General features: G+C 42.6%; 12 protein-coding genes. 6 read left to right on the top strand and 6 right to left on the bottom strand.

All coding sequences use genetic code 11. The features are described from left to right. Positions 1-45: 45 nt before the first annotated feature. The 4 genes from BCU57_RS02935 (at position 46) to BCU57_RS02920 (ending at position 5,117) form a co-directional block, all read left to right on the top strand. A complete protein-coding gene (locus tag BCU57_RS02935; RefSeq protein ID WP_102439635.1) occupies positions 46-1,974 on the top strand; it encodes a WecB/TagA/CpsF family glycosyltransferase in 1,929 nt (642 codons plus the stop codon). Positions 1,975-1,982: 8 nt separating this feature from the next. Further along, the gene (locus BCU57_RS02930; protein ID WP_102439636.1) at positions 1,983-3,377 is read left to right on the top strand and encodes a sugar phosphate nucleotidyltransferase; all 1,395 of its coding nucleotides are present in this window, start codon (positions 1,983-1,985) and stop codon (positions 3,375-3,377) included. A gap of 54 nt (positions 3,378-3,431) precedes the next feature. Continuing rightward, positions 3,432-3,836: a glycerol-3-phosphate cytidylyltransferase gene (gene tagD / locus BCU57_RS02925; protein ID WP_102439637.1), complete on the top strand. Its 405-nt coding sequence runs from the start codon at positions 3,432-3,434 to the stop codon at positions 3,834-3,836. Between the two features lie 63 nt (positions 3,837-3,899). Next, positions 3,900-5,117 carry a CDP-glycerol glycerophosphotransferase family protein gene (locus tag BCU57_RS02920; RefSeq protein ID WP_241903557.1) on the top strand — a complete coding sequence of 406 codons (1,218 nt, stop codon included), beginning with the start codon at positions 3,900-3,902 and terminating at the stop codon, positions 5,115-5,117. Positions 5,118-5,153: 36 nt separating this feature from the next. Here the strand turns inward: BCU57_RS02920 and BCU57_RS02915 are convergent, their stop codons facing one another. Next, entirely contained in the window at positions 5,154-8,384 is a 3,231-nt protein-coding gene (locus tag BCU57_RS02915) for a DEAD/DEAH box helicase (protein ID WP_102439638.1), read from the bottom strand. A gap of 165 nt (positions 8,385-8,549) precedes the next feature. Continuing rightward, positions 8,550-10,502, bottom strand: coding sequence for a monovalent cation:proton antiporter-2 (CPA2) family protein (locus BCU57_RS02910; protein ID WP_102439639.1), 1,953 nt, complete (start codon positions 10,500-10,502; stop codon positions 8,550-8,552). A 180-nt stretch (positions 10,503-10,682) separates the two neighbouring features. Between BCU57_RS02910 and BCU57_RS02905 the strand changes: the two genes are divergently transcribed. Both BCU57_RS02905 and BCU57_RS02900 read left to right on the top strand, forming a co-directional pair. Beyond that, on the top strand, positions 10,683-11,174 hold the full coding sequence (locus BCU57_RS02905; RefSeq protein ID WP_241903558.1) for a hypothetical protein: 492 nt from the start codon (positions 10,683-10,685) through the stop codon (positions 11,172-11,174). Between the two features lie 12 nt (positions 11,175-11,186). Next, a complete protein-coding gene (locus tag BCU57_RS02900; RefSeq protein WP_347232001.1) occupies positions 11,187-11,579 on the top strand; it encodes a GGDEF domain-containing protein in 393 nt (130 codons plus the stop codon). On the opposite strand, the gene tilS is transcribed toward BCU57_RS02900, so the two are convergent. The 4 genes from tilS to lpxB all read right to left on the bottom strand — a co-directional run bounded on the left by tilS (position 11,556) and on the right by lpxB (position 18,514). Then, positions 11,556-12,929, bottom strand: coding sequence for a tRNA lysidine(34) synthetase TilS (gene tilS / locus BCU57_RS02895; protein WP_102439640.1), 1,374 nt, complete (start codon positions 12,927-12,929; stop codon positions 11,556-11,558). The genes BCU57_RS02900 and tilS overlap by 24 nt on opposite strands. A 64-nt stretch (positions 12,930-12,993) precedes the next feature. Further along, entirely contained in the window at positions 12,994-16,470 is a 3,477-nt protein-coding gene (dnaE, locus tag BCU57_RS02890; protein ID WP_102439641.1) for a DNA polymerase III subunit alpha, read from the bottom strand. 186 nt (positions 16,471-16,656) lie between these two features. Beyond that, positions 16,657-17,283 (bottom strand): ribonuclease HII, encoded by a 627-nt coding sequence (gene rnhB, locus BCU57_RS02885; protein WP_241903560.1) that lies wholly within the window; start codon positions 17,281-17,283, stop codon positions 16,657-16,659. Between the two features lie 88 nt (positions 17,284-17,371). Further along, positions 17,372-18,514: a lipid-A-disaccharide synthase gene (gene lpxB, locus BCU57_RS02880; RefSeq protein WP_102439643.1), complete on the bottom strand. Its 1,143-nt coding sequence runs from the start codon at positions 18,512-18,514 to the stop codon at positions 17,372-17,374. Positions 18,515-18,520 lie beyond the last annotated feature (6 nt).

Below are 18,520 nucleotides of genomic sequence, written 5' to 3'. Positions count from 1 at the left end.
AACAAGGTATCGAACGATTAATCATTGCATTTTATGAGGTACGGTATGGACGCTCATCAATCAGTAAACACTCAAACCCAGTCGCAGGCATCAGGCTCAACCTTATTGTCAGTCCGCGCTTTTGATTGCTTTATGGCGATAATATTACTGGTTTTAATGCTACCAATAATGGTGTTTAAAACCTTAATACTTGCCTGCTCTAAGCAAGCTATTTTTGATGCTATCTACATTCATGTAAACGATCGCCAAGTTGCGCTGTATCAATTTAGCCAAGGGCGCTTTTCAAGACTGCCGTTTTTATTGGGGATCATTAAAGGCGATATTGGTTTTTTAGGCAGTGCCTTTGAGTATTGCGTGTTTGAGCCAAGTTCAACCAATAGCCGCCCTGGTGTTTTTTCCATTGAAAAAATGCAGCGCAATATGGGGATTGAACATATCAATAATGCAGCCCCTGAATTTAGCAGCTTATTTCATTACCTAATTAACCTAAGTAAGTGCCTAATTTGCCGTTTAATTGTTGTCTCTACTGAGCTGAATTACCCTGAGCAATTCAACTTACTTGGGGTCAATATTGATAATAATAAAATGGCTGACAGTGTTGAAAAACTGGTTAAAGTAGCGCAGCACTCTGTGGGCGATGAAACCCAACATTTTGCCTTTGTAAATGCAGACTGCTTGAACATTGCCTCAACAGACAGCTCTTATAAAAATATTCTCAATCAATGCCAGCAAGTTTTTGCTGATGGTAGCGGTATTCGTATTGCTTGCCAGCTACACGGTATCGGCCTTAAAGACAATGTGAATGGTACTGATATGCTGCCGTTACTGTGTCAACGCGCCAGTGAGCAAGGGATAAAACTGTTTTTCCTGGGGGCAACTGCTGGCACCACTGAAGAGGCGGCAACCAACCTTAAACAGCAGTACCCTGATTTACAGATAGTGGGCTGTCATCATGGTTATTTAAATGAAAGCAACCAACAAGAGGTGATTGAGCAAATCAATCAATCAGGGGCGCAGCTACTACTCGTCGGCATGGGGGCGTCAAAGCAAGAACATTGGATTGAGCAACATAAATATCAATTAAAGGTGGGCGCAGCCGTTGGGGTTGGTGGACTGTTTGATTACTTCGCCAATAATGTTTCTCGTGCACCTATTGCTGTCAGACAAGTAGGAATGGAATGGATATGGCGCTTAGCACAAGAGCCACAACGCATGTGGAAACGCTACGTGGTGGGTAACCCGCTATTTTTAGCGCGAGTGTTAAAGCAAAAACAACAGCTAAATTTGGCCTCAGCCACCAGCCAAGCTAAGGCTCAGCCGCTATCAGCTATTTCAAATCACAACCGTCATTGGTACTTCTTTAAAATCAAATGTGGCCAATTTGCAAAACGCACATTCGATATTGTTGCTGCTAGCATTTTGCTAATTTTATTAGCGCCATTATTTGCGTTAACCGCATTAAGTATCCGAATTGAGTCGAAAGGGGCGATCTTTTTTTCACAAACACGCAGTGGCAAAAATAACCAAGCATTCACCATGTGGAAGTTTCGCTCAATGTATATTGATGCCGAGCAAAGGTTAGAAAAAATCAAACAAAACAATGAAATGCAAGGTGGCGTCATTTTCAAAATGAAGCAAGATCCGCGTATTACCACCATAGGAAAACTTATCCGCAAAGCTTCAATCGATGAGTTACCACAACTTTGGAACGTGTTAATTGGTGATATGTCACTAGTTGGCCCAAGACCTGCACTACCTAATGAAGTAAGCCAATATCAGTTAAGCGACCGTCGCAGATTAGGGGTAAAACCTGGCATCACCTGCATTTGGCAAGTTAGCGGACGCTCAGATATTCCTTTTGATAAGCAAGTAGAACTGGACATTGATTACATCTACAAACAATCGCTTAAAGAAGATATCACACTGTTATTAAAAACTATTCCAGCTGTACTTTTGGCGCGTGGCGCCTACTAGGAGACCTTATGCAAGCTATCGTATTTGCCAACCGCAATGGAAATGAATTAGCGCCGCTAAACCAGCAATATTGCCCAGCGCTATTACCGCTAGCAAACAAGCCTCTAGTGGAGTACACCCTAGAAGATTTAGCGGATGCAGGCATAAGCCAAGTCAAAATGGTGATTTGCGCTGATGCAGAACAACTGGAAGCCCAAATTGGTAATGGCCAGCAATGGGGTTTGAATATTGAGTATTTTTTAAGTAAGCCACAAGAAGCAGTTAATAGCGTGCTTGCCAGAATGCATATCGATAACACCACCCAGGCATTAGTGGTTCGAGGCGATATATTAAGAAGCCCTTGCCTAGAGCGTTTTGTGGCATTTTCCAGCATGGTACCCACCAAATTTGTTCACGCAACAATGGAGCAGCGTAACCCTGGAATGATGATGCTACCCGCTGGCTGGAAACACAATCAATTGCTTAACTGGCCACTGCAAACCACAGCGGTAGATCATGATGATAGTATCGCCCAAGTGCTTCATGGTCAGTGCTTTTATTTAGACAGCTTATCAGGCTATGTGGCAGCCACTGAATTTGTGATTTGTAGCAAAATATTTAGCAGTAAAGGTCGCAAACACCAAACAGGCTCAAGCAACCAAAGCCTTATGGTTGAAGCCCAATGCGAGCTGCCGCAATTAGATAGCGCCGAGGTGTATGGCGCAATTGGTGAATACACCAAAGTGTCCCATAAAGCTCAATTAACTGATGCGGTGGTGGTGGGAAAATACTGCTTTATTGAAGATAGCCAGATCCAAAACAGTATTATTTTGCCTAATACCTATGTTGGGCCGCAATTATCGGTTAACAATAAAATCATTTCCCAAGACTTGATGATAGACCCACAAACCAGCAGTTGGAGCAAAATTGAAGATCAAAGTTTAATCGCCACATCGACCCAAAGCGCCAGTAATTACCACACGCTAATGCAGCGTGGACTAATGATGATGTTTTATATCTTACTGTCACCACTATTACTGACCTTATTTGTGGGCGCATTGATCATCAAGCCCAATAAACCACTGCTGACTGAAACCGTGATTAACAACCACAATAAAGCCGTTAAAGCGCACAAGTTTAATTTTAACAACAAGTTTTTTTCACTACTGCCACAACTTTGGTTAGCAGCCAAAGGCGATTTAGCCCTATTTGGCGCATCCAGTAAACATAAGCATTTGCATGACAGCAACACCACTTATGGCGTCTATGGTCCGGTGCAATTGAACTTTGACCAGCACACCCCTGATGAAGAAATACAAATGGTTGAAATGGAATTTGCCCAAGCGCAAAAGCCACTTTACCTAGCAAACATATTGCAGCAAAAGTTTCACAGCAAACAAGCTGACATCATCATTAAAAGCTAAATTGATTTTAAATTAGAGATTGCAGCTAATTACTGATTAAAAAGGATATTCATTATGAAAACCATCATTACATACGGTACATTTGATTTATTCCACTTTGGCCATGTGAGATTATTTCAGCGCCTAAGCAAAATGTGCGATCAACTGATTGTTGGGGTTTCTACCGATGAATTTAATGCCCTAAAAGGCAAGGCAGCTTTCTTTAGCTACCAGCAACGGGTAGAAATTGTGGCGGCTTGTAAATATGTATCAAAGGTCATTCCTGAGCATAACTGGCAGCAAAAATCAGCTGATGTTAGCCGTTTTGATGTTGATATTTTTGCCATCGGCGATGATTGGCAAGGTGAATTTGATTTCTTAAAAAGCCAGTGCGAAGTCATGTACCTCACCCGTACCGACGATATTTCAACCACTGAGATTAAAAATAACCTCGCGGTTAAATCTGTTAATGCGGCCTAAGCTTATTAGCAGTTTAGTGCTAAACTTTGTATTTAAAGGAATTTACAGTCAAGGAGACATTGCATGAGCCAATTTATTGCCAATAGCATCAAATATGTCATGACTCAAAGCGTATATTTTTTATCTGGCTTAACGCCAAGAACGCGCAAAGCAGTGATGGGGGGTTATAAAAATAAATTTGCCGATAATAGCAAATACCTGTTTTTACATTGGCAGCGCACAAAAACGATCCGCGCGATTTGGATAAGTGGCGATGGCGATGTTATCAGCGCATTAAACCAACAAGGCTATGAGGCGTATCACCGCTGGAGCGCCAAAGGGATTTATCATGCGTTAACCGCTGAGTTTTATTTCTATACTAGTTATATTGGTGATATTAATCAGTATTTTGCTAAAGGTGCCACCAAGGTTAATTTATGGCATGGCTCGCCGCTAAAACGTATTGAGTATGATATTAACAACGGCCCGTTATTAACGATTTATAACCCTAAAAGCCTGAGCGAAAAGCTTAACTCTGCAAGTTTATACCACCAGCAAAAAGTAAAGCCTGATCATATGATTGCCCCCAGTGATTTAGTGGCCAACCTTTTTGCCAGCGCCTTTAACATCAACCTTAACCAAATGCTCAATTGCGGTAATCCGCGCACTGATTATTACAGCCACTACCCCGAATCAAATTCCTTAGCTGATGAACTTAAGCAAATTAATCACGCTGACAGTATTATTCTTTATGCCCCGTCATGGCGTGACGCCTCTGCCCTTGCTGAAAAACAATCGAATCCTTATTTGCAAGCATTTGATTTTGAGTTGTTATCGGCTTATTTAGTTGCTAATAAGCAGCTATTTTTATTACGGCTTCACCCTAATGAAGCCCAACTTGGCAATGATATATCCAATTACCCTAACATTATTAATATCAGTGATTGGCAAGATACCTATGAAATTATTAATGAGGTTGATCTATTAATTACCGATTATTCGTCTTTGTATATCGATATGCTGCAAAGCCAAGCGGATATTGTGTTTTATCAATTTGATCAGCAGCAATATAGTACTGACAGCCGCCAATGCTATGACTATGCAGCGTCTATTCCTGCTGCGGGTAGGGTGATAACTGAATTTAGCCAACTTATGGCTTACCTTGCTACGTCGTTGGATAAAAACGATGCTAGTCAGCAAGCTGAGCATAAAAAAAATAGAGCTGAGTTATCTCAGCTCTATTGGCAATATCAACATATCAATGTGTTTGATTGTTTGGATGAATTTGTTAAGGCTAAATAAAACCCCATCAATGACTTACTAACAAGCGACTAGCGACTAGCGAAGCAGTGACAGTAAATCATCTGCATTACCTGTCCACTGGCTTTTAGCGCTGCCTGCAAGAATGCTATCAGCTAGGCTTTGTTTGTGCTGCTGCATCTCTTGAATTTTTTCTTCTACCGTCCCTTGGGCAATCAGTTTATACACAAATACAGGGTTGAGCTGACCGATACGGTGCGCCCTATCTGTGGCTTGCTTTTCGGCAGCCGGGTTCCACCATGGGTCAAAATGGATCACTGTATCGGCGGCGGTTAAATTAAGCCCTGTGCCGCCCGCTTTTAGGCTAATCAAAAACACCGGAATTTCACCTTCTTGGAAGGCGTCAATTTCAACCTGACGGTTACGGGTTTGCCCTGTAAGCTTGCTATAGCTTATGCCTAAATCAATCAACTCTTGCTCAATTAGCGCCAACATACCGGTAAACTGGCTGAAAATAAGGATTTTACGGCCCTCTTCAACCATCTCGGGTACATTTTCAGTCAACCAAGTGAGTTTGGCGTTATCTTTGACGTACTGCGCTTGCTCTAGCTTCACTAAGCGTGGATCACAACAGGCTTGGCGTAGTTTAAGCAATGCATCTAAAAACTCAATGTGACTGCTTGATACACCTTGTTTAGCAAACAATTCACGTAATTTTTTCTCCATCACTAAACGGATACTTTCATATAAATTACGCTGATCTTTTTCTAACTCTAAGGTTTGAATGATTATGGTTTTTTCTGGTAGCTCCGACATTACTTCGCTTTTGGTGCGGCGCAGTAAAAACGGCGCAATACGATTGAGCAATATCGCCGATTTTTCAGTATCAGCTTGCTTTTCAATCGGGCCTCTAAATTCTTTATTAAAGTAATTATGCTGACCTAATAATCCCGGTAAACAAAAATCCATTAGTGATTTTAACTCGCCTAAATGGTTTTCAAGTGGCGTACCTGATAAGCATAATCTAAATTGGCCTTTGAAGGTTTTAAGCGCTTGAGTGACTTTTGCTTGGGCATTTTTAATCTGCTGTGCTTCATCTAAAATAATATGCTCAAAGCTGTATTCGCTATAGAACAATTCATCACGCAAGATCAAAGGATAAGTGGTCACAATCACATCGTAATCTGCAATCTGCTCAAGTAATGCCTGACGTTTACTGCCGTGTACCACCAGCACTTTTAAACTTGGGGTAAACTTTTGTGCTTCTTTAAACCAGTTGCCCACTAAACTGGTGGGACAAACAATTAAACTGGGCCTAAATGCCCGTGGATTAACTGCGCTGCTTTGTTGCTTTGATTGTTTCGCTTTAAGTAAAAAAGCGAGCGTTTGCAGGGTTTTACCTAGCCCCATATCATCTGCAAGAATACCGCCTAATTGGTATTCTTTTAAGAAACACAGCCAGTCATAACCTTGCTTTTGATAGTCACGTAAGGTGGCATTAAGCCCTTCTGGCAGCGGCGCTGACTCTATGCCTTTAAACTCGGTAAGTTTATTGGCTAACTGTCTAACGCGCTCACCATTAAGTAACCGAATATCGCTTTCTGATAACTCATTCAATAAGTCAGCCCGATTGCGAGGGACTTCTAGTTGGTCGCCACCACCACGCTGGAATAACTCTTGGATAACCGAAATAAGCGGTTTAATGGTTTTGGCTTTAATCTTCACAAAGCGGCCATTAGGCCCTGGCAGAATGAGCTCCTGCTCGTCATCTGGCTCGCCATTTTGCTGCAGCCAACGGGCAACTAAACTTAATAAAGGTACACTTTGGCCATCAATATCAGCATTAAGTGACAGTGAGAACCAGCCGCTGTCTTCATCATCGTCAAGGTCAACTTCAATGTCGGCTTCAACAATATTAAGGTCAAACTCTGGGGCAAACTCTACGTTATAGCCTAAGTCTTCTAAGGTCATCACCCCAAAGGTGGTGAGCTGGGCCCACTCATTCACCATATCAGGCATTAAGCCTAAACTGTAAAAGCTACTGGCATGATTATAAGTCAGCAGGCTGTTATCAATAAGTTGCAATTGCAAGCTTTGTAGTATCTGCACCACTTGCGCTTCTTGCTCAGGATCACGATGAATTTGATACTGGACTTTACCTTGCTTAATCAAGGTGATTTTTTCGCGAGCTAATTTGCCTGACAACAGCATATCGCCATAGCCAAACTGCAGCTGTAATACCGGCTGCATAACTGCGCTGTCGCTTAATTGCACCATGGTAAAAGTCAGCTTTGCGACTAATGGCTGCTCAATTTCATAAAATTCAATTTCACTGGGTACAGGGACACTTTTAGGGGAAAAGTGACGCAACATTTTATCGCTGATATCGTCGACTTTATCTAATGGCACTGGCGGCATTTGTTGCAATAGCTTTAATTTTTCAACGCTTAAGTCAGTATCCAAATGACCAATCTTTAGATAGTCTAAATCCATAAACATCGGTGGATTGGTGGCAATAAACTCCCAGTTTTCAAGCTCAGGCATGGTCATACTGATTTGCGTATGACGGGTATCAGTTTCTTGCCAAATAAAGTCTGGGGTTAATGCGCGGGTCATCTGAATTGGGGTGCGGCTTTCTTCCCAAAAGCAACTGCCAAGTTGGATCATCTTATTTAATGCCAGTGCGCAAATTTCACCTTCAAGATAGATTTTTGAGGCACTTTTTGAAGACGATAATAATAAGCTGATGATTTGGCTATCTTCAGCGTTAATCCACCATGGCAGATGATACTTCACATCATTTAACGCAACTTTACTGCCTTTGTTGTACTGCAGTTTTTTGTTTAATTTACTGCGTTTAAACTCAACAAAAATACCATGATGATCGCTTGATAACACAAAGATTATCCGTTCTTTATCTTCATCATCTTCGGTCTGTGTGAGGGTATCTTGCTTATCTAATTGTAAAATCCATTGGCTAAGACGCTGCTCTTCAACTGGCTTTTTATCCACTAACGCCAGTAACGCTGCGGCAACGTGCTTACAATTGCTAGCAACAGGGCAAGTACAATGAGATTTCATCACGATTTTATGATTGACATTGACCAAGCTGATGTCTTGACGATAAGGCTCGGTGGCGGTTCCTACCACATAGGATTCAACATTGTGGTTATCTTGACTGGCGTGAACGTCGAGTACCCGCCCTTCAATCAAATAATTCTGCGCCTTTTGCAGTTGAGTAGATGAAAATAGCTTAGCAACAAGTTCTAAGGTAATTTTTATTGGAAGATTAAACAATTTGGCAGACATGCATTATTCCATACGAGCAGTAGCAAAAGATGGCTACACAACAACGAGCGTAACCATCCATTCTATGGAAGATGCCTGTAAAATTCTACCGTGACATGCGCTTTAATTATTTTTTTTAAGGCTAATATCATAGAGTGCGTAAGCTAATTGATGCTAGCCTTGCAACTAGCCTTGTAATAAGTGCTCTTCAATGGCTTCAATTGCACGGGGTTTTCCTACCACCATCACAATGTCACGGCGCTCAAACACCCAATCATCCGGCGGTGGACTTATCTCCTCACCTTTACGTCTAACAGCTCGTGCTTCAACACTAAACTGCGACCAGTCAATATCGGTGAGTTTCTTGCCGATAGCATCTGCACCTGTATCTAACGCCACAGCATGCAGCAGTTCCAAGGTAAAGTCGGTTTCGGCGCCAGTGAAAAAACCATGTAAATATTGGTAGTGATTACGGCGCTCAGACTCTAAACGTTTAATAATTCTTGGTAGCGGCACGCCACATTTATACAGCACTTGCGACACCAGCATTAAACTGCCTTCGAGCTTTTCTGGAATAACTTGAGTGGCGCCAGCTTCTGTTAAATTTTCTAATTCAGCATCATCTGTAGTGCGAACAATAATTTTAGTTTCAGGGGCTAATTTACGTGATAATGCTAAGCAGTCTTCAACTTGCCTTGACTCACCAAAGGTGATCACCACCATGCTGGCTCGGCGAATACCAATTTGCTTTAACAAGCCCATTTTACAGGCATCACCAAAATAGACCGGCTCGCCTGCAGCGCGGGCTTCAGAAACACGTTTGGGATCTAAGTCCAGCACCACAAATGGCACCGCTTCGGTTTTTAAAAAACGCGCAATGGTTTGCCCTACACGGCCATAACCTAATATTAATACCAAGTCGCCATCATCAGGGCTGGGTAAAATGAATTCTTCATCCATTTGATCTTTACTATTGGTTTTACCCTCAATTTTTGCCGCAATATCAACACAATGCCTGACTAACCAAGGTGCGATGGACATGGATAACACCGCCACCATCACTAAAATGGTACTCATTTGAGTTTCTAATAGCTGATAATTAACCGCCAAGGCTAATACCACAAAACTGAATTCGCCCACTTGAGCCAAACTGATAGCCGTACTTAATGCCACTTTAAATTGCTCGCCCCCAAGCTTTAATAAACCAAACACCACTAAGATTTTGGTCATTAACACTGCAATGAGGATTAATAAAATTTGCCACCAAAACTCAACAACAATAGCAAAATTTAATAGCATACCGATGGAGATAAAAAACAGTCCCATCAGTAAATCTCTAAATGGTCTAATATCCGCTTCTAACTGACGTCGATACTGACTTTCCCCTAACAGCATCCCCGCTATAAAGGCACCTAACGCCATGGATAATCCCAGCCACTGGGTAAACGCCCCAGTAACTAACACCACCACTAAGGTTGATAATACAAACAATTCGTTAGAGCGAGAGCGGGCTACTTCATCAAAAATACGCGGTAAAATCCATTTACCAAATGACATCAATGCTAAAAAGGCCAAAATACCAGTGAACAGCCCCCAAGCGATTTCAACAGCGCCCATGGCTTCACTGCTAGGAGATAACAAAGGTAATACAATCAGTAGCGGTACCACGGCAATATCTTGAAATAACAGCACACTGACAGAGAGCTCGCCATGTCGGCGACGCATCCAGCCTTGATCATTAACCAGTTTTAGCACAATCGCCGTTGATGATAGCGCCACAGCAGAGCCAATCACCACCGCAGCAACCATATTTTGACCGAATAAGTAGGCGACTAAACCGGCAATTAATGCGGTGAATGTCACCTGAGCACTGCCTAAACCGAATACTGTGCGGCGCATAGACCAGAGCTTAGGAACCGAAAACTCTAACCCTAGGCTAAACATCAGCAGCACCACACCCAATTCTGCCACTGAATGCATTTGCGCTTGAGTAAACCAATGAAAGCCACTAGGCCCGCTGAAAACCCCGGTTAGCAGATAAGCTAAGATTGGCGGTAACCCAACTCGGCGTAACAAAGAAATTGCCACAATCGCAATGACTAGCATTGAGAGAATATGGATGAAAATACTGTGCTCCATAAAGGCATGTTCTCCGAGTCAATAAAATAACGATTAGATAAACAGTCTATTAACAAAGTGGCAAATTAACAATAACCTTATGAAAATGGTAAACAAAAAATAACAGGCATAGTTATTGCTTAATAAATTTATCAAACGAATAACAATTAGAAACTTGAAATCATCATTGGGATAATAGCTATGGACTACGCAGTAACGTCACAACCATACCCGAAGTTAACTATAAGTAAATCAGAAGCTTATTATAAAATAACCGATGAAGAACCTAGGCTTAATTTACTGGCAGTGTTACAGCAATTACACTCAAATTTAGACCCTGAAAGCGTTTTTGCCCGCTATGGCAAAAGCATCGGACAAGTTTTGCCGATCCGCGGCATCCAGCTTAATCACCAATTAAAACTGAATTGGGGTCGTTGCCAGGGACTCAGTATTCAGCGAGTGATCACCGGTTTTGGTGAGCCCTATAGCATTAAATATTACTTATCTACGCCACTGACACCAAGTCAAACAAGATTGTTAAACACCTTAGAAGAACTGTTCAATCAGCCATTACATAATGCCTACCAATATGCGCAGATGTCGAACCAAGCGATGTTTGATGCCCTGACTGGGCTAGGTAATCGCTATTATTATCGGCAAAGTATTAAGAGTGCACTGGCAAGAGCTAACTGAAAACAAGCTGATATTTCTCTGATTGTGCTGGACTTAGATAACTTTAAAAACCTCAATGATCAACATGGTCATAAACTGGGGGATACGGTATTAAAAGAGTTTGCTGATTTATTAAATGATGCTATCCGCAATACTGACCAAGCATTTCGAATTGGTGGTGATGAATTTATAATTATAGCCCAAGGAAAAGAACATACGATGACACCTTTGTGTGAACGTATTATTGCGGCAATAAATAGCCACCCATTAACCAGTGCATTTAAGGTGCAATGCAGTATTGGGGTGGCTGAGTTTTTACCACCACAAACCCAAGACAAACTTTATGAAACTGCAGATATGGCGTTGTATGCAGCAAAAGCCGCGGGTAAAAACGGCTTTAAATTAAGTATGCAAACAAACGCCTAACTCGTTATGGCTGGCAAGATAGCGTTTATCAACCCAAAAACCAATGGCGGCAACTAAGGTGTCATTGTAAAAAATAAGCGGTATTTTATGCCTTTGCCAAGGTGGCACGGCTAGCTCCTGCCAAACTTTTTTAAGCTCACGGCCTTTATCACGAAAATGCGGCTGACAGCGAATACTGCCTTTGGCGCCAAATGAGATAGTCACTTGCTCCGTTGTCGCTAACCTTAGTCTTACTCCCGTTTGCGTTAAACCAATAGCGCAGTCAGCTAGCTGATTCATCTGCACGGTTAAACTCAATTGCTTGCCAGTACACAATGACTGAATATTGCCAATCAACTCAACATCATCTGGCTTTTCATTACTAACAGGCACCACAAATGCCTTGCCAGCAAAACGCTTTATTGAGTAATCACCACAAAAAATATCTACCTTGGCATCATCAGCGGCATAGATCAGCTGCTGTAAAATTTGTTCCAGCTGCGATTGAGACGGCAAATTAAACCCTAAAGATTGAATAAAGCCCCGCAGCAACAGGGCTTGCCATTGAGGTGTTTGGTCTGACAATTGCTGTAATTTAAAAGCGGGCAACTCAAATGGTGTTGCTGTATCAAGCCATGCCGGTAAGCGCGTATCAACTTCATCTTCAATCACTTGCTGCTGCTCAGCGCATAATTTAGCACTGCGTGATGCGGTGGTGGCAATACTTGGCCAGCGAGCTTTTAATCTCGGAATGATGTCATGGCGCAGAAAGTTACGGTCAAATTGCTCATCTTGATTACTTTCATCTTCAATGTGCTTAAGTTGGTTATCACTGGCAAAAGCTTCAATTTGCTGGCGAGTAACATCAAGTAACGGCCTAACAATCCAACTTTGATGATTAAATGGCTGCATGGCGCCCATGGCCGCTAAGCCCTTGGGCCCTTGACCACGTTTGAGGGCTAACAGTAAGGTTTCCAGTTGATCATCTTGATGATGGGCGGTGAGTAATATATCGCCTTGGTTAAGGTATTTTTTGAAGACGTTATAGCGGGCATCTCTGGCGAGCGCCTCTAAACTTTGCCGCGCAGCTTTATTAATCGCTACACGTTCTATCTGAATGGGTAACTGATAGTGCTTAGCCTGAGTGAGACAATGATTGACCCAATGCTCTGCATTGTCACTAAGTCCATGATGAACATGGACTAATAAGCAAGGGATATTAGGGTGCTGCTGGGCAAACTGGCTTAAACCATAGGCAAGGCATTCAGAATCAACCCCGCCGCTGTAAGCTAATACTAACTTAACCTGAGGCTGTGCGTTTAATAGCACTAGCGCATGCGCTTGTATCGCTTTGCAAATATCTACGCTCAATGGATGCCTCTATTGCCCAAATGGCTCAGCAATGTGAGCCCGAAACCAAAGCCAGTTTGCTAAATTAATTAAACACGATTTTGACGTTTTTAGAGCCCACTAGACTTTCAATTGCCAGCATCAGTTCATCGGTTGGATTCACCCGCCATTCATCACCAAGGCGTAATTGGCCTGCTGCTTGTTGCTGCTGATAATTAATGATAACCGGCACACTGCCGTTTTTCCATGGCGTTAATGCTTGCTCAAATTGCTCAAGCCAAGTTTGATTGATGTCATCAGCAGTAATGTTTATTTCCACTGCATTGGCAAAGTGGCTACGAGCCTCGCCAATTTCAATGATGTTGCGGGCAGTCATGCGATTGCCACCAGCAAAATCATCAAAGCTGACCTCACCTTCACAGATCAAAATTTTATCTTTTTCAAGCAAGTGATTAAACTTTTCAAACGCTTCAGTAAATAGCATCACTTCTAAGCGTGAGCTTTTATCATCTAACGTCACCAGCCCCATTTTTGAGCCACGTTTGGTTACCATCACTCGAGTGGCAATAACTAGCCCCGCGGCCTTCATGGTTTTACCGCGGTCAGTCGGATGGACGTCTTTTAAACGCCCTGAAGTGTACTGCTTCAGCTCTTTTAAGTATTGATTTATCGGATGACCTGTAAGGTATAAACCTAAAGTATCACGCTCACCTTCAAGCCAAACTTTATCAGGCCAAGGAGTACATTCAACAAAGTTTTGTTTATTGTCTTCTGGTTCAGAGTTAAGTAGGCCAAACATATCGTTTTGGCCAATGGCTTCAGCTTTATTATGCTGCGCCGCAGCTAAAATCGCTTCTGGTAATGTGGCAATCATCGCCGCGCGGTGCGGGCCTAAACTGTCTAATGCCCCTGCACAAATTAACTTCTCAATCACCCGTTTATTGAGTTTTTTAAGATCGATTCGGGCACAGAAATCAAATAAATCAATAAAAGGCCCATCTTTGCGGGCATTCAAAATCGATTCAACCGGGCCGTCACCAACCCCTTTTATCGCACCAATACCGTAGACAATATTAAGATCGTCATCAACGGTAAATTTGAATAACCCTTTATTCACATCCGGTGGAATAAGCGGCAAGCCCATGCGTTCGCACTCATCGACTAAGATAACGATTTTGTCTGTGTTATCCATATCCGCTGACATTACCGCAGCCATAAACTCGGCAGGATAATGGGTTTTTAGCCATAGGGTTTGATAAGAAACCAGTGCATAGGCTGCTGAGTGAGATTTGTTAAAACCATAACCGGCGAATTTTTCAACCAAATCGAAGATTTTCATCGACAGGTCGCCATCAACACCGTTATTGATAGCCCCCTCTTTAAAGGTGCCGCGCTGCTTTGCCATTTCTTCTGGTTTTTTCTTACCCATTGCACGGCGTAACATATCCGCGCCACCTAGGGTGTAGCCTGCTAGCACCTGCGCAATCTGCATCACTTGTTCTTGATACAAAATAATGCCGTAGGTTGGCTCTAACAGCTCTTTTAATGACTCATGTTGATATTCTGCATCAGGGTAAGAGACCGCTTCACGGCCATGCTTACGCTCAATAAAGTTATCTACCATGCCTGATTGCAATGGGCCTGGGCGAAACAGTGCCACAAGTGCAATCATGTCTTCAAAACAATCGGGTTGCAGACGTTTAATCAAATCTTTCATACCACGGGATTCTAACTGGAATACCGCTGTGGTTTCATAGCGCTGAAGTAATCTAAACGACTTAGGATCGGTTAAGTCAATGGCCTCAATCCTGACGGGCTCTTTGCCCTGCTTTGCTAGGCGCGGGTTAATCATTTGCAGCGCCCAATCAATGATGGTCAGGGTTCTTAAGCCTAAGAAATCAAACTTAACTAGCCCTGCGGTTTCTACATCATTTTTATCGAATTGCGTTACTGGGTTTAAGCCTTCAGCATCACAATAAAGGGGCGAGAAATCAGTGATAACTGTCGGTGAGATAACCACGCCACCAGCATGCTTACCGGCATTACGAGTAACACCTTCAAGTCGTCGACACATGTCAATCAGCTCACGGACATCTTCATCAGCGTTATACGCTTCTGGTAATGATGGCTCCACTTCAAAGGCTTTGGTCAGAGTCATCCCGGGCTCTGCAGGGATCATTTTTGTTAACCGTTCAACAAAACCATAGGGGTGACCGAGTGCACGGCCAACGTCCCGTACCACAGCTTTTGCCGCCATGGTACCAAAGGTAATAATTTGTGATACCGCATCTCGGCCATACAATTCAGCAACGTGATCGATAACTTCATCACGTCTATCCATACAGAAATCGACATCGAAATCAGGCATAGAGACACGTTCTGGGTTTAAGAAACGTTCAAACAGTAAGTCGTACTCTAGTGGGTCAAGATCGGTAATTTTTAGTGCATATGCCACTAATGAGCCCGCACCAGATCCACGACCCGGTCCAACAGGAATATCGTTATCCTTACCCCATTGAATAAACTCCATTACAATAAGGAAGTAACCAGGGAAGCCCATTTGGTTAATCACTTTTAGCTCAATATCTAGGCGTTCATCATACTCGGGACGCTTTTCTAAACGTACCTGTTCATCAGGGAATAAAAATTCCAGCCGCTCTTCTAGGCCTTTTTCCGACACTTCGACGAGAAAGTCTTCAATGGTCAAATCGCCCGTTGGGAAGTTAGGCAAGAAATATTCGTGTAAACGTATAGTCACATTACAGCGTTTGGCGATTTCCACACTGTTTGCCAGTGCTGATGGAATATCAGCAAATAACTCACACATTTCTTCTTCTGTGCGTAAGTATTGTTCTTTACTGTATTTTTTCGGTCTGCGAGGATCAGCTAAAGTAAAACCGTCATGGATCGCCACCCGTATTTCATGGGATTCAAAATCATCGGCCTTTAAAAAGACCACCTGATTGGTCGCCACAACAGGTAGATTGCGATCAGAAGCTAATTTTACCGCCATGTGCAGATAGCGTTCTTCATCAGCTCTGCCAGTTCGCAAAAGCTCTAAAAAGTAACGATCTTCAAAATGGGTTTGATAGAAATTTATCAGCTGATCAACTTGGGTTTGGTTACCTTTTAATAATGCCTTACCAACATCGCCTTCTTTCGCCCCAGAAATAATCAAAATGCCTTTATTAAACTTAATCAGCCACTCTTGATCGATAACCACTCGCCCATCTATTTGGCCACGTAAATAGGCCTCACTGATGAGCTGGGTTAAATTTTGATAACCGTCGTTATCTAAGGCGATGATAGTTAAGGCGCAAAACTCTTTTTCAAAACCTGGGACTTTCATCCAAAAATCAGCGCCAACAATCGGCTTGATCCCTGCCCCATGACAGCCACCATAAAACTTTACCAGACCACAAAAGTTATTTTGATCTGTTATCGCTAGCGCCCCCATTCCAAGCTCTTCGGCTTTGGCAATAATAGGTTTAACTTTTGCCACGCCATCTGACATGGAAAAATCACTGTGAACGCGAAGATGAACAAAACGAGGATCGGACATAGATTATAGTATCTTTGAAATGCGTGATTAAAAGGAAAAAACTGCTAGCCAGATTAACAAACTAACCCCAAATTTAATAGAACAGATTAGGGCTATCATCGCTAAATAAGCCGATTAAACAGCGCCAATGCCGTAGGCAATACTTGGCGATGCTGTCTAATGCTATATTGTTATAACCAAAGCGGTTTAAGATTCAGATTTTGCCAGTACTGCCATGACTGGTTTAAAACTTTTGCGGTGTTCAGCTAATACCCCATGTTGTGCTAATGCTTCAAAATGGGCTTTAGTTGGGTAACCTTTATGATTGCCAAACCCATATTGTGGATATCTGGCATCAAGCTCAGCCATTTCCCTGTCGCGGGTTACCTTGGCAATAATCGATGCGGCGCTTATTGCTGCCACCAAGCCATCACCTTTGATAATGGCATGACTAACGATTCCAAACTCTGGACTACGATTCCCATCCACCAACACTCGCTCTGGGGTAATAGTTAAGCCTTGCACTGCCCGCTGCATAGCCAGCATGGTGGCATGGAGAATGTTAAGTTCATCAATCTCTAATGGGGATGCACGGCCGACACTAATGCATAAGGCTTTTTCACTGATTTCAGTAAATAGCAATTCACGGCGTTTTTCAGTTAATTTTTTTGAGTCATTTAAGCCTGATATCGGATTATTAGGGTCTAAAATAACTGCTGCGGTAACCACATCACCCACTAATGGGCCTCGGCCAACTTCATCAACACCCGCGACCACGCCGCGGCTAATGTATTCAACTTGTTCGGGGGTAATACCCTTTATTACTGCAGGAATACGACTCACAAATCACCTCTAAAATTGCCATAAAAAAACCTGCTTGAGCGAATAACATCACTCAATCAGGCTTTAAAAATTACTGATATTAATCGAGTAAGTTAATTACCGCGTCAGCAGCTCTATCGCTGGCATTGCAGCGTAAACTGCGATGAATTTGCTCAAACTCTTGCTTAAGCGGCGTAAAATCTGCATTTAACTGCTCAATCACTGCAGCTGAAATATTCTCAGGATTACACTCATCTTGAACAATTTCAGGAATAAGCTTTTTGCCCGCGAGCAAGTTTGGCAAAGAGTAATGCTCAACTAACATCATGCGTTTAGCAATTTTGTAAGTCAGCGCATTAACCCGATAAGACATCACTATAGGCCTTTTAACCAGCATGGCTTCAAGTGCTGCAGTGCCTGATGCTAGTAAAATAGCGTCAGCTGCGGCCATGACTTCCCTTGATTGCCCTTCAATTAAATCGATAACCAAATCTGGTGCATACAGCTCAAGGGCGGCAATAAACTGCTCCTTACGGGCCTTATTAACCAGTGGCGTGACAAACTTAATATCTGGATAAGCTTGCTTAACAATCAGCGCCGCTTTAATAAAAGGTTCAGCTAACTGTTTTAGCTCACCACCGCGAGATCCAGGCAAAATGGCTAAATATTCTGCATTAGGGTCTAAACCCAGCAGTTTACGGGCAGCTAACTTATCGCTTTCAAGCGGAATATCATCCGCTAAAGTATGACCGACAAAGGTACATGGCACCTGATGTTTGTCATAAAACGCTTTTTCAAAAGGTAATAACGACAACACCATATTGGTGGCTTTTTCGATTTTGAAAATACGTTTTGGACGCCAAGCCCAGACCGACGGACTCACATAATGGACCGTTTTTATGCCTTTATTTTTTAACTTGAGTTCAACCCCAAGGTTAAAATCTGGCGCATCAATACCAATAAAGCAATCAGGTTTTGCTGCACAAATTTGCTCAATCAAACTGGCGCGCACTTTAAGTAAACGCGGCAGCCTTGCTAACACTTCAACAATCCCCATAACGGCAAGCTCTTCAAACGAAAAAAAGCTCTCGAAACCAAGAGCCTCCATTTGAGGACCACCAATGCCAATAAAGCGCGCATCTGGGTAGTGATTTTGTAGCGACTTAATTAAGCCTGCGCCTAAAATATCGCCGGAGATTTCTCCGGCGACCATAGCAAATATACGAGGGGTATTATTTGTCATTATCAA

Source organism: Shewanella sp. 10N.286.48.B5 (assembly GCF_002874355.2).
Taxonomy (GTDB): domain Bacteria; phylum Pseudomonadota; class Gammaproteobacteria; order Enterobacterales; family Shewanellaceae; genus Shewanella.
This window is presented reverse-complemented; position numbering and strand designations above follow the sequence as displayed.

Excerpts from the sequence above, each read along its gene's own strand:
- BCU57_RS02935 (WP_102439635.1), top strand. The coding sequence starts at position 46 with ATGGACGCTCATCAATCAGTAAACACTCAAACCCAGTCGCAGGCATCA.
- BCU57_RS02930 (WP_102439636.1), top strand. The coding sequence starts at position 1,983 with ATGCAAGCTATCGTATTTGCCAACCGCAATGGAAATGAATTAGCGCCG.
- BCU57_RS02915 (WP_102439638.1), bottom strand. The coding sequence starts at position 8,384 with ATGTCTGCCAAATTGTTTAATCTTCCAATAAAAATTACCTTAGAACTT.
- BCU57_RS02920 (WP_241903557.1), top strand. The coding sequence starts at position 3,900 with ATGAGCCAATTTATTGCCAATAGCATCAAATATGTCATGACTCAAAGC.
- lpxB (WP_102439643.1), bottom strand. The coding sequence starts at position 18,514 with ATGACAAATAATACCCCTCGTATATTTGCTATGGTCGCCGGAGAAATC.
- BCU57_RS02905 (WP_241903558.1), top strand. The coding sequence starts at position 10,683 with ATGGACTACGCAGTAACGTCACAACCATACCCGAAGTTAACTATAAGT.
- dnaE (WP_102439641.1), bottom strand. The coding sequence starts at position 16,470 with ATGTCCGATCCTCGTTTTGTTCATCTTCGCGTTCACAGTGATTTTTCC.
- tagD (WP_102439637.1), top strand. The coding sequence starts at position 3,432 with ATGAAAACCATCATTACATACGGTACATTTGATTTATTCCACTTTGGC.
- BCU57_RS02910 (WP_102439639.1), bottom strand. The coding sequence starts at position 10,502 with ATGGAGCACAGTATTTTCATCCATATTCTCTCAATGCTAGTCATTGCG.